This window comes from Microbispora oryzae, assembly GCF_017896165.1.
Taxonomy (GTDB): Bacteria; Actinomycetota; Actinomycetes; order Streptosporangiales; family Streptosporangiaceae; genus Microbispora; species Microbispora oryzae.
Map to the genome: position 1 here is coordinate 35,839 of NZ_JAFCNB010000027.1, position 14,797 is coordinate 50,635.

General features: G+C 72.4%; 14 protein-coding genes and 1 tRNA gene. 9 read left to right on the top strand and 6 right to left on the bottom strand.

Annotation, left to right across the window (positions count from 1 at the left end):
* Positions 1 to 66: 66 nt before the first annotated feature.
* From fdh to nrfD, 3 genes are read left to right on the top strand one after another with little or no spacing between them, the layout of a single operon-like run.
* On the top strand, positions 67 to 3,249 hold the full coding sequence (gene fdh, locus JOL79_RS30620; protein WP_307848821.1) for a formate dehydrogenase: 3,183 nt from the start codon (positions 67 to 69) through the stop codon (positions 3,247 to 3,249).
* Positions 3,242 to 4,000, top strand: coding sequence for a 4Fe-4S dicluster domain-containing protein (locus tag JOL79_RS30625; protein ID WP_210159406.1), 759 nt, complete (start codon positions 3,242 to 3,244; stop codon positions 3,998 to 4,000). The genes fdh and JOL79_RS30625 overlap by 8 nt, the downstream gene beginning before the upstream one ends.
* Positions 4,000 to 4,923, top strand: a complete 924-nt coding sequence (gene nrfD, locus JOL79_RS30630) for an NrfD/PsrC family molybdoenzyme membrane anchor subunit (RefSeq protein ID WP_230985772.1) — start codon at positions 4,000 to 4,002, stop codon at positions 4,921 to 4,923. The genes JOL79_RS30625 and nrfD overlap by 1 nt, the downstream gene beginning before the upstream one ends.
* Positions 4,924 to 4,929: 6 nt before the next feature.
* Here the strand turns inward: nrfD and JOL79_RS35920 are convergent, their stop codons facing one another.
* On the bottom strand, positions 4,930 to 5,328 hold the full coding sequence (locus tag JOL79_RS35920; protein WP_210159407.1) for an AIR synthase related protein: 399 nt from the start codon (positions 5,326 to 5,328) through the stop codon (positions 4,930 to 4,932).
* A 238-nt stretch (positions 5,329 to 5,566) separates the two neighbouring features.
* On the opposite strand from JOL79_RS35920, the gene JOL79_RS30640 reads away from it, so the two are divergent.
* Positions 5,567 to 6,484, top strand: a complete 918-nt coding sequence (locus JOL79_RS30640) for a hypothetical protein (RefSeq protein WP_230985773.1) — start codon at positions 5,567 to 5,569, stop codon at positions 6,482 to 6,484.
* Between the two features lie 46 nt (positions 6,485 to 6,530).
* On the opposite strand, the gene JOL79_RS30645 is transcribed toward JOL79_RS30640, so the two are convergent.
* The 3 genes from JOL79_RS30645 to selD all read right to left on the bottom strand — a co-directional run bounded on the left by JOL79_RS30645 (position 6,531) and on the right by selD (position 8,319).
* A complete protein-coding gene (locus JOL79_RS30645; RefSeq protein WP_210159408.1) occupies positions 6,531 to 6,995 on the bottom strand; it encodes a pectinesterase in 465 nt (154 codons plus the stop codon).
* Positions 6,956 to 7,189: a hypothetical protein gene (locus JOL79_RS30650; protein WP_210159409.1), complete on the bottom strand. Its 234-nt coding sequence runs from the start codon at positions 7,187 to 7,189 to the stop codon at positions 6,956 to 6,958. Before JOL79_RS30650 ends, JOL79_RS30645 begins: the two co-directional genes overlap by 40 nt.
* Positions 7,190 to 7,311: 122 nt before the next feature.
* Positions 7,312 to 8,319, bottom strand: a complete 1,008-nt coding sequence (selD, locus tag JOL79_RS30655) for a selenide, water dikinase SelD (protein WP_210159410.1) — start codon at positions 8,317 to 8,319, stop codon at positions 7,312 to 7,314.
* 90 nt (positions 8,320 to 8,409) lie between these two features.
* Between selD and JOL79_RS30660 the strand changes: the two genes are divergently transcribed.
* A tRNA-Sec gene (locus JOL79_RS30660) sits at positions 8,410 to 8,505 on the top strand.
* Between the two features lie 52 nt (positions 8,506 to 8,557).
* Here the strand turns inward: JOL79_RS30660 and JOL79_RS30665 are convergent.
* Positions 8,558 to 8,734 carry a hypothetical protein gene (locus tag JOL79_RS30665; RefSeq protein ID WP_210159411.1) on the bottom strand — a complete coding sequence of 59 codons (177 nt, stop codon included), beginning with the start codon at positions 8,732 to 8,734 and terminating at the stop codon, positions 8,558 to 8,560.
* 126 nt (positions 8,735 to 8,860) lie between these two features.
* Positions 8,861 to 9,697, bottom strand: coding sequence for a pentapeptide repeat-containing protein (locus JOL79_RS30670; RefSeq protein ID WP_210159412.1), 837 nt, complete (start codon positions 9,695 to 9,697; stop codon positions 8,861 to 8,863).
* Positions 9,698 to 9,763: 66 nt separating this feature from the next.
* On the opposite strand from JOL79_RS30670, the gene JOL79_RS30675 reads away from it, so the two are divergent.
* The 4 genes from JOL79_RS30675 (at position 9,764) to fdhA (ending at position 14,794) form a co-directional block, all read left to right on the top strand.
* A complete protein-coding gene (locus JOL79_RS30675) occupies positions 9,764 to 10,270 on the top strand; it encodes a DinB family protein (RefSeq protein ID WP_210159413.1) in 507 nt (168 codons plus the stop codon).
* 65 nt (positions 10,271 to 10,335) lie between these two features.
* The gene (gene selA / locus JOL79_RS30680; protein WP_210159414.1) at positions 10,336 to 11,649 is read left to right on the top strand and encodes an L-seryl-tRNA(Sec) selenium transferase; all 1,314 of its coding nucleotides are present in this window, start codon (positions 10,336 to 10,338) and stop codon (positions 11,647 to 11,649) included.
* On the top strand, positions 11,649 to 13,517 hold the full coding sequence (selB, locus tag JOL79_RS35235) for a selenocysteine-specific translation elongation factor (RefSeq protein WP_210159415.1): 1,869 nt from the start codon (positions 11,649 to 11,651) through the stop codon (positions 13,515 to 13,517). The genes selA and selB overlap by 1 nt, the downstream gene beginning before the upstream one ends.
* A gap of 59 nt (positions 13,518 to 13,576) precedes the next feature.
* On the top strand, positions 13,577 to 14,794 hold the full coding sequence (fdhA, locus tag JOL79_RS30690) for a formaldehyde dehydrogenase, glutathione-independent (RefSeq protein WP_210159416.1): 1,218 nt from the start codon (positions 13,577 to 13,579) through the stop codon (positions 14,792 to 14,794).
* Positions 14,795 to 14,797: the final 3 nt, after the last annotated feature.

Here is a 14,797-nt window from a genome sequence, read left to right on the forward strand (position 1 = left end):
CAGTCTTGTGATAAAGATCCATAGTCGGGTGATTGAGGTTCGCTCGTGAGGGGCAGGAAGGGCACCGTGGCAGGTGGATGGCTCTCCCGCTGGCCGGTGATCCGGCAGCTCCAGGGAGAGGACGGCAGGCGTGAGGCGGCGCGCTCCGCGCGTACGGACGCCCTGAGGCCCCGGGTCGAGGAGGCCGACTCCGTCGCCAGGTCCGTCTGCCCCTACTGCGCGGTGGGGTGCGGCCAGCTCGTCTACGTCAAGGACGGGAAGGTCACCCAGATCGAGGGCGATCCCGACTCGCCGATCTCCCGCGGCCGGCTGTGCCCCAAGGGTTCGGCGAGCAAGCAGCTCGTCACGCATACCGGCCGCCAGACCCACGTTCTTTACCGGCGGCCGTACGGCACCGAGTGGGAGCGGCTCGACCTCGAGACCGCCATGGACATGATCGCCGACCGGGTCGTGCGTACGCGCCGGGAGACCTGGGAGCAGACGCACGAGGGCAAGGAGGTCAGGCGCACGTTGGGCATCGCCAGCCTGGGCGGGGCGACGCTCGACAACGAAGAGAACTACCTGATGAAGAAGCTGTACACCGCCCTCGGCGCGATCCAGGTCGAGAACCAGGCCCGCATATGACACTCCTCCACCGTCCCCGGTCTGGGGACCAGCTTCGGTCGCGGCGGTGCGACGCAGTCTCAGCAGGATCTCGCGAACGCTGACTGCATCGTCATCCAGGGTTCCAACATGGCCGAGTGCCACCCGGTGGGATACCAGTGGGTGATGGAGGCGCGCCAGCGCGGCGCGAAGGTCTTCCACATCGACCCGCGGTTCAGCCGGACCAGCGCGACCGTCGACCGCTACCTGCAGATCCGTGCCGGATCGGACCTCGTCCTGACCGGCGCGCTGATCAACTACGTGCTCAGTAACGAGCTCGACTTCCGTGAGTACGTGCTGGCGTACACGAACGCGGCCACGATCGTGTCGGAGGACTTCCGCGACACCGAGGACCTCGACGGCCTGTTCTCCGGGTACGACCCCGAGACCGGCCGGTACGACACGGCCAGCTGGGCGTACGAGGGGGACACGGGCCAGACCGACGAGATGAGCGAGGGCGACCAGCGGCACGCCGAGGCCGCCGGTTCGGATTCGTACGGCGCCAGGGGAGCGGGAAGCACGGCGACGCCGCCGCAGGACCCGACGCTGAGCCATCCCCGCTGCGTCTACCAGATCCTCAGACGGCATTTCGCGCGCTACACGCCGGAGCGCGTGGCGGAGCTGTGCGGCATCGCGCCCGAGCAGTTCGCCGAGCTGGCCGAGGCGATCACCGCCAACTCGGGGCGCGAGCGGACGACGGCCTGGGTCTACTCCGTGGGCTGGACGCAGCACTCGGTCGGCGTGCAGTACATCAGGTCGGCCGCGATCCTGCAGCTCCTGCTGGGCAACATGGGCCGTCCGGGCGGCGGCATCATGGCGCTGCGCGGCCACGCCAGCATCCAGGGCTCCACGGACATCCCGACGCTGTTCAACCTGCTGCCGGGCTACATCTCCATGCCGCACGCCCACCGGCACGACGGCCTCGACGACTACCTCAAGCGTGAGGGCGGCGACACCGGCTGGTGGGGCAACCGCCGGGCCTACATGGTCAGCCTGCTCAAGGCGTGGTGGGGCGATTCCGCGACGGAGGACAACGACTTCCGCTTCGACTACCTGCCGCGCCTCACGGGCGACCACGGTCACTACGCCACTGTGATGGGCCAGATCGACGGCACGGTGAAGGGCTACTTCGTCGTCGGTGAGAACCCGGCGGTCGGGTCGGCCAACGGCAAGGCGCAGCGGCTCGGGCTGGCCAACCTCGACTGGCTGGTCGTCCGCGACCTCATGGTGATCGAGACGGCCTCGTTCTGGAAGGACGCCCCCGAGCTTGAGACGGGCGAGCTGAGCACCGAGGAGATCGGCACCGAGGTCTTCTTCATGCCGGCCGCGAGCCACGTGGAGAAGGACGGCACCTTCACCAACACCCAGCGGCTGCTGCAGTGGCGCGAGAAGGCCGTCGACCCGCCGGACGACTGCCGCAGCGACCTGTGGTTCTACTACCACCTCGGCAAGCGGATCCGGCAGCGGCTCGGCGCCGGTCAGGTAGACCCGACGGACCGGCCGTTGATGGAGCTGACCTGGGACTATCCGGAGGAGGGCGAGCACCGCGACCCGTCGGCCGCGGCCGTGCTCCGGGAGATCGGCGGCGTCGACGCCGAGGGCCGTCCGCTCGGTTCGCTGCGCGAGCTGAAGCCGGACGGCTCGACGAGCTGCGGCTGCTGGATCTACTGCGGCGTCTACGCCGACGACGTCAACCAGGCGGCCCGGCGCAAGCCGCGCGGCGAGCAGGGCCCGGTGGCCCCCGAGTGGGGCTGGGCCTGGCCCGCGAACCGGCGCATCCTCTACAACCGCGCCTCCGCCGACCCCGAGGGCCGGCCGTGGAGCGAGCGGAAGAAGTACGTCTACTGGGACGCCGAGGCGGGCCGCTGGACGGGCCCCGACGTGCCCGACTTCGAGGAGGACAAGCCGCCGTCGTACCGGCCGCCTGAGGGGGCGAAGGCGCAGGACGCCATCGCCGGGACCGACCCGTTCATCATGCAGTCGGACGGCAAGGGCTGGCTGTACGTGCCGAGCGGCCTGGCCGATGGGCCGCTGCCCGCCCACTACGAGCCGCACGAGTCGCCGATCCGCAACACCATGTACGGCCGGCAGTCCAATCCCGCCCGCCGGACGGTCGACCGGCCGGAGAACCCGTACAACCCGGCGCTGTCGCCGCGCTTCCCGTACGTGTTCACCACCAGCCGGGTCACCGAGCACCACACGGCGGGCGCCATGAGCCGGACCCTGCCGTATCTGGCGGAGTTGCAGCCCGCGGCGTTCTGCGAGGTCTCGCCCGAGTTGGCCGAGCAGGTGGGGCTGGAGAACGGCGGCTGGGCGACGGTCGTGACGTCCCGCACGGCGATCGAGCTGCGGGTCCTCGTGACGAACCGGGTCAGGTCGCTCCGCCTCGGCGACACGACCGTGCACCAGATCGTCATGCCGTATCACTGGGGCTACGGCGGCGGCGGGCTGGTCACCGGTGACGTTGTGAACGACCTGTCGCCGGTCGTGCTCGACCCCAACGTCTACATCCAGGAGAGCAAGGCGGGTACGTGTGACGTCCTGCCGGGCCGCCGCCCTCGGGGCGCGGCGCTGCGCGCGCTGATCGAGAGGTACCGCGATGGATGAGACGCCCACCCGGCGCATGGGCTTCTTCACCGACACCTCGGTGTGCATCGGCTGCAAGGCCTGCGAGGTCGCCTGCAAGGAGTGGAACGACGTGCCCGACGACGGGTTCGTCTTCCGGGCCACGTCGTACGACAACACGGGCGCGCTGGGCGCCGACACCTGGCGGCACGTCGCGTTCATCGAGCAGGACGGCCGCTGGCTGATGTCGTCGGACGTGTGCAAGCACTGCACCAACGCCGCCTGTCTCGACGTCTGCCCGACGGGGGCGCTGTTCCGCACCGAGTTCGACACCGTCGTCGTGCAGTCCGACATCTGCAACGGCTGCGGCTACTGCGTGCCCGCCTGCCCGTACGGCGTGATCGACCGCAGGGAGCGGGACGGCCGGGCCTGGAAGTGCACGATGTGCTACGACCGGCTGCGCGGCGGGCTGGAGCCGGCCTGCGCCAAGGCGTGCCCGACCACGTCGATCCAGTTCGGCCCGCTGGACGAGCTGCGCGAACGGGCCCAGGAACGGGTGGAGCGGCTGCACGCCGAGGGCAGGACCGACGCGCGGTTGTACGGCGAGAGCCCGGACGACGGGGTCGGCGGCACGGGCGCGTTCTTCCTGCTGCTCGACGAGCCCGAGACGTACGGCCTGCCGCCCGACCCGGTGGTGACGACCAGGGACCTGGGCGAGATGTGGCGCTGGGCGGGGGTCGCGGCCTTCGGCCTCGCAGGCGCGGTCGCCGCCTGTTTCCTGAGGAGGTCGTGATGCCGAGGCGGCGGGACGAGATGGTGCCGGAGGCCGAGTTCCGGTCCTACTACGGCCAGCCGATCGTCAAGAAGCCCATCTGGCACGAGCCCCACATGCCGACGTACCTCTACCTCGGCGGCCTGTCCGGGGCGGCGTCCGTGATGGCCGTGGCGGCCCGGTTGAGCGGCGCCGACCGGCTCGCGCGCGCCTCTCAGATGATCGCGTTCGGCGGCGGCGCGGCGGGGGCCGGGTTCCTCGTCGCGGAGCTGGGCCGGCCCGAGCGCTTCCTCAACATGCTGCGGGTCTTCAAGGTCACCTCGCCGATGAGCGTCGGCTCCTGGACGCTCGCGGCGCACGGCGGCCTGACCTCGGTCGGCGCCGCGTCGGCCGTGACCGGCGTCCTGCCCGTCGTGGGCGACGCCGCGACCCTGGCGAGCGGGGTCACCGGCGCGCTCATGGCCACCTACACGGCCGTGCTCCTCGCCGACACCGCCGTCCCGGCGTGGCACGAGGCCATGCGTGAGCTGCCGTTCCTGTTCGCGGGGAGCGCGACGGCGTCGGCGGGGGCGATGGCGATGCTGACGACGCCGCGCCGCCTGGCCGGGCCGGCCCGTGCGGCGGCCGTGACCGGAGCGGCGGTAGAGACGGCCGCCGGCGCGCTCATGGAGCGCCGCCTCGGCATGCTCGCCGAGCCGTACCGGACCGGCCGGGCCGGGCGGCTGATGCGGGCGTCCCGCGCGCTCACAGTCGGCGGCGGCCTGCTCGCGGCGGTCGCCGGCCGCAGCCGTACGCTGACCGCCCTGTCGGCCGCGGCGATCACCGCGGGCGCCCTGTGCACCCGGTTCGGCGTGCTGGAGGCGGGCCGTGTCTCGGCCGCCGACCCGAAGTACACCGTCGTCCCCCAGCGCGACCGCCTCACCGCGAGGCTCGGCGGGCGTTAACCGGGATCAGGCGAGGCGGAGCGCCGCGCGCTCGCGGGGGACGAGCTCGCCGACGACGGGCGCGCCGGGGACCTCCCCGGCGACGAGCAGCCCGCCCGAGGTCTGGGCGTCGGCCAGCAGGAGCAGATCCTCCTCGCCGTACCGGCCCGCGTCCAGGTGGGGCTCGACCCAGGCCAGGTTGCGCCGGGTGCCGCCGCTGACGAAACCGTCCCGTACGGCTTCGCGGGCCCCTTCCAGGTATGGCACCTCTCTGGCGAGGTCCATGGACAGCGTCTCCCTGGGCCAGCCCAGCAGGTTCACCGCCACGACCGGTTCGCCGCCCACCGCGTACACGTCGGACAGCGTGTTGGTGGCCGCGATCCGCCCCCAGCCGTAACCGACGAGGCCGAGGTCCTCGGAGGACATCGGAAGCACCTGCTCCGATCCCCGAAGGGGAGTGCCTCCGGACCCGCATAGAGGACATATCCGGTGATCAGCCGGTCGGCGAGCTTGCGAGCGAGTCTCCGACGCCCTCCTTCGCACACGCGATCACGGGCATGACCTCGGGAAGACCGGAATCATCGCGGCATCCGGCCGAATTTTCAACGGCGGACCTCACAAGACGTCGACTACTATCAGTAATTAAGTGATAACGTTCGGTGTTATGCCGTCCCCCCTGCATGACACGCTCAACCTGCTGTTCCGGCACAGACCGCAGTTCGCCGTGGAGATGCTCCGCGATCACCTCGGCGTGGACGTACCCGGCGGGCTTCCGGTCCAGGTCGCGAGCAACGACTTGAACGACCGTCCGTCCATCGATCTGCGACCCGATGTCGTGATCACGGTCGGCCCCCGACACACCCCCCTTCACGCGATCGTCGTGGAGATCCAGCAAAAGGAGGAGCCGGGCAAGTTGCAGGCGTTGCCTCGATATGCCGCCGCACTGTGGTTGCAGTTGACCTGCCCGATCACCGTACTGATGGTCTGCCCGAAGGCTCGTACCGCACAATGGGCGGCCGCACCGATCCGTACGAGCCTGCCCGGCTACACGCTGACCTGCCAGGTAATCGGTCCAGATCGGATCCCCGCTGTCACCGATCCCGCGGAAGCGGCGGCCCATCCGGAGTTGGCCGCGTTGTCGGTGATGGCGCACGGCGAACATCTGCCGGTGATGGAGGCGTTCGTGGCCGCGCTGCGTCGCCTACCCGATGAATACGCTCCGCAATACTATGAATACGCATACCGACTCGCTACTAGGGCCGCCAGACACGTCATGGAGAAAGTCATGGAAACTACCACTTGGCCGGTCTACAGCCCCTTCGCCCGTCAGCACTACGGGAAGGGTCTCGAAGTCGGCCGCGAGGAAGGCCGTGAAGAAGGTCGCGAAGAGGGTCGCAGAAGGGGTCGGGCAGAGGGTGAGGCGAGGGCGGTGCTGACCATCCTGGAGGCTCGCGGCATTCCCGTCTCCGATTCCGACCGCGCTTTCATCAGGGCCTGCACGGATTTGGGCCTGCTGGATGACTGGGTACGGCGCGCCGCCACTGCGACCTCGGCCGCCGACCTGTTCGCAGAGGAGTCCTAGCCGCGACGCATACCCGCCATGTCGGGCGGTGACTTCATCCGCATGTTCAAACGGGGCGGCGCCGGCTCTGTTCCTGTGAGGACGGGCGGGAGGACCTCCTCCTGGCCGTATATGCGGCGATCGAAGAGCCCATCAAGGTCTTGCGTACGACGAGGGACGGGATGGCGGTCGGGTCGCTGCTGGGCCGCCAGGGCCGGGCCAGGCCGAAGGACGCGTCGGCCGCGGTCCCGTTGATCACGCATCGCACCGCCAGGTGGCCGTGCGGGTCGGCGGCCGCCGTGCTCGGTGCGAACACGAAGCCGTACGGACGGAACGCTACGTCCCTGGCCAGGGCGGCCCGCAGCCAGTCGTTGGCGAACGTGACGTGCGCGGCGGTGAACCCGTCGGCCTGGATCGCGGTGGTGGCGCTGCCGCTGGTGCCGTACGTGCCGCCCTCCGGCTTGGGCGTGCCGGCCGCGTTGTCGTAGACGATCACCAGGTCCCGAGCGTGGCCGGTCGCCCCAGGAAGCACAGGCCGATCTTGGCCTGCGGCACGAGGACGGTCTCCCGATATGTCCCGGCGGCGATCACCAGGGTCCAGCCCTCGGCCGGGGTGTCCGGGGTCGCGTTGACGGTGGCCTGGACGGTGGCGTGGTCGCGATACAGGTGGAGCCTCGACGGCTCGACAACGCAGACCCGAACGTGGGGTGCACGCTGACGCCCCACTTCAACGCACCGTGCGACGGCTCGCTCCGCATGCGGGCCGTGTCTCGGCCGCCGACCCGAAGTACACCGTCGTCCCCCAGCGCGACCGCCTCACCGCGAGGCTCGGCGGGCGTTAGCCGGGATCAGGCGAGGCGGAGCGCCGCGCGCTCGCGGGGGACGAGCTCGCCGACAACGGGCGCGCCGGGGACCTCCCCGGCGACGAGCAGCCCGCCCGAGGTCTGGGCGTCGGCCAGCAGGAGCAGATCCTCCTCGCCGTACCGGCCCGCGTCCAGGTGGGGCTCGACCCAGGCCAGGTTGCGCCGGGTGCCGCCGCTGACGAAACCGTCCCGTACGGCTTCGCGGGCTCCTTCCAGGTGTGGCACGGCGGCGACGTCGATCACGGCGGTGACGCCGCTCGCCCGGGCCAGCTTGTAGAGGTGCCCGAGCAGGCCGAAGCCCGTGACGTCGGTCGCGCAGGTCGCGCCCGCCGCGAGGGCGGCCCGGGACGCGTCACGGTTGAGCGTGGTCATCACCGCCACCGCCTGCGGGAACACGTCGCCGGTGGCCTTGTGACGGGTGTTGAGCACGCCGACGCCGAGGGGCTTGGTCAGCGAGATGGGCGTCCCGGCCCGGCCGCCGTCGATGCGCAGCAGCCGGTCGGGGTCGGCCAGCCCGGTGACCGCCATGCCGTACTTGGGCTCGGGGTCGTCGACGCTGTGCCCGCCGGCCAGGTGGCAGCCCGCGGCCGTGGCGACGTCGAGGCCGCCCCGCAGCACCTCGGTGACCAGGTCGAGCGGCAGGGTGTCCCTGGGCCAGCCGAGCAGATTGACCGCGACCACGGGTTCGCCGCCCACCGCGTACACGTCCGACAGGGCGTTGGTCGCCGCGATCCGCCCCCAGTCGTACGGGTCGTCGACGACGGGGGTGAAGAAGTCGGCGGTCGCCACGATGGCCCGGCCGCCCTCGACGCGGACCACGGCCGCGTCGTCCCCGTCGTCGAGCCCGATGACAAGGTCGTCGCGGGCGCCGCCGGGCGGCAGCAGCCCCGCCACGATGCCCTCCAGCTCACCCGGAGGGATCTTGCAGGCGCAGCCGCCTCCGTGCGCGTACTGCGTGAGCCGGATCGCGGTGCGCTCCGTCGTCTCCGTCATGCCGCGTGCCCTCTCGTTCGTCGCCGCGCGCCCCACCGTACGTCCGGGGTGCCGCGATCGTCCTACCCCGCACAGACTAGGTTTTCTCCCGGAGGTGTGTGGGCGCCTGGTGGCCCCCGCGGTCTTCAAAACCGACGAGGCCGAGGTCCTCGGCCTGGCGGGTTCGATTCCCGTCCGCCTCCGCCACTCCGCTCGACCTGGAAGGAGCTCCGCCCCGGCGGCCGCCACTCCAGAAGTCTCACCTGCCGGAGCGGCGGCGCTTTCTGGCAGGCGCGTTGTACGCCTCCGCGCCGTTGTTGGTGAGTCGCCAGACCCCCGCACCGCGCTGGCTGGCATAGGTGCACATCACCGCAAGGTTCCGCTCGATCAGCTCCAAGCGCTCGGCCACCTTGGATTCGCCGGGCAGCAGGAACACAGGGATGGCGGCCTTCAGGTAAGCCTGATACTCGTGCTCCCGTTCGAATATGCGGATGTCGGTCGCAGGGTTGACGCCACAAATATCACCGGAGAGAGCGCTGATTCGTTGAAACGAGCAACTTGATCAGATCTGCCAGTGGGCGGGGTACCGCAGCGCGGGCGGGACCTTCGTGCGGGCGTCGCCCCTGGCCGCGTCGAGCTGAGACTGGATCAGGAAGACGCTGCCGGTGAGGTCGGCCCCGGAAAGGTCCGCGCCCCGCAGGTCGGCGCCGATGAGATCGGCCTGGCGGAGGTCGGCGCCGCGCAGGTCGGCCCCGATGAGGTACGCGCCGCGCAGGTCGGCCCCGCGCAGGTCGGCGCCGCCGAGCCTGGCCCCGGTGAGGTCGGCGCGCCGGTGATCTCTCCTGCGGCCGGGCGCCTGGGCGCGGACGAGCTCACTGGCGCGCAGCAGCAGTTCGTTCGCCTCCTTCCAGTACGCCCCCGGGTCGAGGGACAGCAGGACGGCGGGATCGGCGGCGGTCTGGCGTTCGATCTCGCTTATCAGGCGGCTGACGTCGTCGTGCACGGGCCGGGCCGGGGGCAGGCTCAGCGCCTCGTGGAGGTACCACAGCAGCTCGTGCAGGCCCCGCATGACCGGGAAGACCTCGAACATCTGCCCGGCGGTGCCGGGGGAGCGCCGCCAGTCACGACCGCTGAAGGTCACCTGGGACACCTGCTGGCCCGCGCCGAAGCAGTCGTAGACCGTGCAGCCGGAGAAACCACGCTCCCGCAGGGAGTCGTGGACGCCGCAGCGGAAGTCGGCGCCGAGGTTCGGGCAGGGCCGTCCGGCCGGCTTGTCGATCGCGAAGTCGGCCGACGCCGCGAAGGCCGGCACGACGCAGCACAGCCCGAAGCAGCGTGCGCAGTCGGCCCGCAACCCGGCGCGCGGATCTTCCACCGCGGCTTGTCGCCCGTCGGACATGGGTCCCCGGCCTCCTTCTGTCGGTTCGCGGCTACGGTAGCCGAGACCGGAAGGGAGGATCGGCACATGACCTGGGAGCGACCCAGCCCACCCCTGCTCGGCGGCGAGCGTGAGACGCTGCGAGGCTATCTCGACTTCCACCGTGCCACCCTGGCGATGAAGTGCGACGGGCTGTCGGACGAGCAACTGCGCCGCCAGTCGATGCCGCCCTCGACGCTGTCGCTGCTCGGCCTGGTACGGCACCTGGCGGAGGTCGAGCGCACCTGGTTCCGCCGGGTGATCAACGGTGAGGATCTCCCGCTCGTCTGGTCCGTCGAGGGCGACTACCAGGCGGCGTACGACGCGAGTGGCGCCGGCAGGCGGGAGGCCTTCGACGCCTGGCAGGCCGAGATCGAGCACACCCGCCGGATCGAGGAACGCGTCCCGTCCCTCGACGTGCGCGGACGCCACCACAGATCGGGGCAGGAGGTGTCGCTGCGGCTGGTGATGCTCCACGTCATCAATGAGTACGCCCGGCACAACGGGCACGCCGACCTGCTCCGCGAGGGCGTGGACGGGACCGTCGGCGTGTGAGCGGCGGCGCCCGGCAGCGGTAGGAGGACGGGCGACCGGCGATAAGTTGAGGTGTGGACCGAGGCGTGCACCAAGGAGCGGATCGCGAGGCGGACCGGCGGAGGCGGGTTCCCCGCACCGACGCCGTGCTGGCCGACCCGCGGCTGGCCGGGATGACTGGGCGGCTGGGCCGGAGCGTGGTGAAGGACGCGGTCGTCCGGGCGCAGGAACGGGCCAGGCGCGGCGAGATAGAGCCGGAGGACGTGCCGGAGGCGGCCCTGGCGGCGCTGCCGCGTCGCGCGGCGACGATCAGACCGGTCATCAACATGACCGGTGTGCTGCTCCACACCAACCTGGGCCGGGCGCCGCTCTCCCCGGCCGCCGTCGAGGCGACGGTGGCCGCCGCCGGGCCGGCCGACGTGGAGTTCGACCTGGCCACCGGGGCGCGGGCGCGACGGGGCCGGGGTGCCCTGGACGCGCTGGCCGCGGCCGTGCCCGACGCCGAGGCCGTACACGTGGTGAACAACAACGCGGCCGCCCTGGTGCTGGTGGCCACCACGTTGGCGCCCGGCCGGGAGATCGTGATCAGCCGTGGGGAGCTGGTCGAGATCGGGGACGGGTTCCGCATCCCCGATCTCCTCGTCTCGACCGGGGCCAGGCTGCGCGAGGTGGGTACGACCAACCGCACCTCGCTCCGGGACTACCGGGAGGCCGTCGGGCCGGAGACCGGCCTCGTGCTCAAGGTCCATCCGTCGAACTTCCGGGTCGAGGGCTTCACCGGCGGCGTCGAGATCGCCGATCTGACCGGGCTCGGCGTGCCGGTCGTCGCCGACATCGGGTCCGGGCTGCTGCGGCGGGAGCCGCTGCTGCCGGACGAGCCCGACGCGGCGAGCACCCTGCGCGCCGGGGCCGACCTGGTCACCGCCAGCGGCGACAAGCTGCTCGGCGGTCCGCAGGCCGGGCTGCTGCTGGGCCGCCGCGATCTCGTCGAACGCTGCCGGAGGCACCCGCTCGCACGGGCCCTGCGGGTGGACAAGCTGACCCTCGCCGCGCTGGAGGCCACGCTCCGCGGCCCGGCGACCCCGCTCGACCTGGCGCTCCACGCCGACCCGGCCGCGCTGCTCGCCCGCGCGACCGAGATGGCCAATGCCCTCGCCGGCGCCGGCCTGGACGCGAGAGCCGTACGGGCCGGGGCGACCGTGGGCGGGGGAGGGGCGCCGGGAGTGACGCTGCCGAGCGCGGCGGTGAGCCTTCCGGAGCGGTTCGCCGTGCCGCTGCGGACCGGCGATCCGCCGGTGGTCGGCCGGGTGGAGGGCGGGCGGCTGCTGCTCGACGTGCGCGCCGTCCCCTCGTGGCAGGACGGCGAGGTGCTGAAGGCCGTGCTTGCGGTGAGCGCCTGATGCACGTCGTCGCGACGGCCGGGCACGTCGACCACGGCAAGTCGACGCTGGTCCGGGCGCTGACGGGAATGGAGCCCGACCGGCTGGAGGAGGAGCGGCGGCGCGGCCTGACGATCGAGCTGGGCTACGCCTGGACCACGCTGCCGTCGGGGGAGCGGGTGGCGTTCGTCGACGTGCCGGGGCATGAGCGGTTCCTCGGCACGATGCTCGCGGGCGTCGGCCCGGTGCCCGCCGTCATGTTCGTGGTCGCCGCCGACGAGGGCTGGATGCCCCAGTCGGAGGAGCACCTCGTCGCCCTGCGCACCCTCGGCGTACGGCACGGCCTCCTCGTGGTGACCAGGTCTGACCGCGCCGACCCCGGGCCCGCGCTGGCCGGGGCCCGCGAACGCCTGGCGTGGGCCGGCCTCGGGGCCGCCGAATCCGTGGTCGTGAGCGGCCGTACGGGCGCGGGGCTCGGCGATCTGCGCGGCGCGCTCGACCGGCTGGTCGCCACGCTGCCCGCGCCCGATCCCGGGGCGCCGGTGCGGCTGTGGATCGACCGCGCCTTCACCGTCAGGGGCAGCGGGACGGTCGTCACCGGCACGCTGCCCGCCGGGCGGGTCGAGGTCGGGGACGAACTGCTGCTGGACGGCGAGCCGGTGCGGGTGCGCGGCCTGGAGTCGCTGAAGGAGCCGGTCGCGTCGGTCACCGCGGTGGCGAGGGTGGCGGTCAACCTCCGCGGCCGGGTCAGGGCCGAGCGCGGCCGGGCCCTGGTGACGCCGGGCGCCTGGACCGCGACCGAACTGATCGACGTACGGCTGTCGCCCGCCGGTGCCGAAAGGGGTGAAGGGGGCGAGGAGGACGAGAGGCTCGCCCTGCCGCCGAGGCTGACCGCGCACATCGGCTCGACGGCGGTGGTGTGCGAGGTCCGCCCGCTTGGCCCGGGCGCGGCCCGGCTGCGCCTGGCCCGGCCGCTTCCCCTGCACCTCGGCGACGTGCTGCTGCTCCGGGATCCCGGCCGTGACCCCGGCCGCGACCCTGCCCGTGAGACTGCCCGTGAGATCGCCCGTGACATCGGCCGCGACTCCGGTCGTACCTACGGTGACGCGCTCCGGGTGATCGCGGGCGCGCGGGTGCTCGACACCCGCCCGCCGGAGCTGCGCCGCCGCGGCGCGGCGCGGGAGCGCGCGGCGGCCCTGGCCGCGGCCGCCCCGGACGCGGCCTCGGCGCTCCGGGCGCACCGGCTGCTGCGCGGCGGCACTCTGGTGGCGATGGGCTGCCCGCCCTCCGGGAGTCCGGTCGCGGCCGACTGGTACGCCGACCCCGGTTACTGGGCGGAGCTGGCGGCGCGGCTCCCCGAGGTCGTACGGCGGCACGCGGAGGCGAACCCGCTGGAGCCAGGGATGCCCCTGGAGGCCGTCCGCCACGAGCTGGGCCTGCCCGACCGCCGGTTGGTCGCCGCGCTGGTCCGGCCGCCGCTGGAGATCGCGGACGGCCGGGTTCTCGCGGCGCGGCCGGGGCTGCCGGGCCCGGTGGCCCAGGCGGTGCGGCGGCTCGCCGCCGAGCTGACCGACCGGCCGTTCCTCGCCCCCGACGCCGGGCGGCTGGCCGACCTCGGACTCGGCCCCCGGGAGCTGGCCGCGGCCGTGCGCGCGGGGGGCCTGCTGCGGATCGCTGACGGCGTCGTACTGCTGCCCGGAGCCGACGAACGGGCGGCGGCGCTGCTGGCCCGGCTCCCGCAGCCGTTCACCGTCAGCCAGGCCAGGACGGCCCTGGACACCAGCCGCAGGGTCGCCGTGCCGCTCCTGGAGCACCTCGACCGCAGGGGCATGACCGAGCGCGTCGACGACGTCCACCGCCGCTGTGTGGCCGCAGGCCCGCAGGGTTAGCGTGGACATCGGGGCGACCTGAATCTACGGGGGCCGACCCGGGGGGAACGGGGGGCGACATGCCAGGCAACACGTCGGTCACCTACCAGGGGCCGGGCGACGTCGAGCTGGTCGACGCCGGCTACCCGGAGTTCGTGCTGAGAGACGGGCCGGGGGTCCCGCCGGAGAACGTGGGACGGCAGGTGCGGCACGGCGCGATCGTCAAACCGGTCGCGACCAACATCTGCGGCAGCGACCAGCACATGGTGCGCGGCCGGACCACCGCGCCGCACGGGCTCGTCCTCGGCCACGAGATCACCGGTGAGGTCGTCGAGGTGGGCCCGGACGTCGAAGTGATCAAGGTTGGCGACCTGGTGTCGGTGCCGTTCAACATCGCCTGCGGGCGCTGCCGCAACTGCAAGGCGGGCGACACCCACATCTGCCAACGGGTCAACCCCGCGCAGCCGGGCGGCGCGTACGGATACGTCGACATGGGAGGCTGGCCGGGCGGGCAGGCGGAGTATGTGCTGACGCCGTACGCGGACTGGAACCTCCTCAGGTTCCCCGATCGCGACCAGGCCATGGCGAAGATCCTCGATCTCGCCATGCTCACGGACATCTTCCCCACCGGCTACCACGGGTGCGTGAGCGCGGGGGTCACCAGCGGCTCGACCGTCTACATCGCCGGGGCGGGGCCGGTGGGCCTGGCCGCCGCGGTCTCCGCCCTGTTCCTCGGCGCGGCCGTGGTCATCGTGGGCGACCTGAACGAGCAGCGCCTGGAACAGGCCCGCCGCTTCGGCTGCGAGGCGGTCAACGTGGGCCAGGGCGAACCGGGGGAGCTGGTCGAGCAGGTCCTCGGCGTTCCCGAGGTCGACTGCGCGGTGGACGCCGTGGGCTTCGAGGCGCGCGGGCACGGGGAGGACACGGCGACGGAGCGGCCCGCGAGTGTCCTCAACGCGCTCATGGCGACCACCCGGGCGGGCGGCCGGCTCGGCATCCCCGGTCTGTACGTCACCGGAGACCCCGGCGCGGCGGACGAGGCGGCCCGGGAGGGCTCGCTGTCCATCAGGTTCGGGCTCGGCTGGGCCAGGGCCCACACCTTCGTCACCGGCCAGTGTCCCGTCATGCGCTATCACCGGAAGCTGATGACGACGATCCTGAACGACCGGGTGAGCATCGCCGACGCGGTCAACGCCACCGTGCTGCCGCTGACGGAGGCGCGCCGGGGCTACGAGGAGTTCGACCGGGGCGCGGCCCGCAAGTACGTCCTCGACCCGCACGGCATGATCCCCGCGTGATCC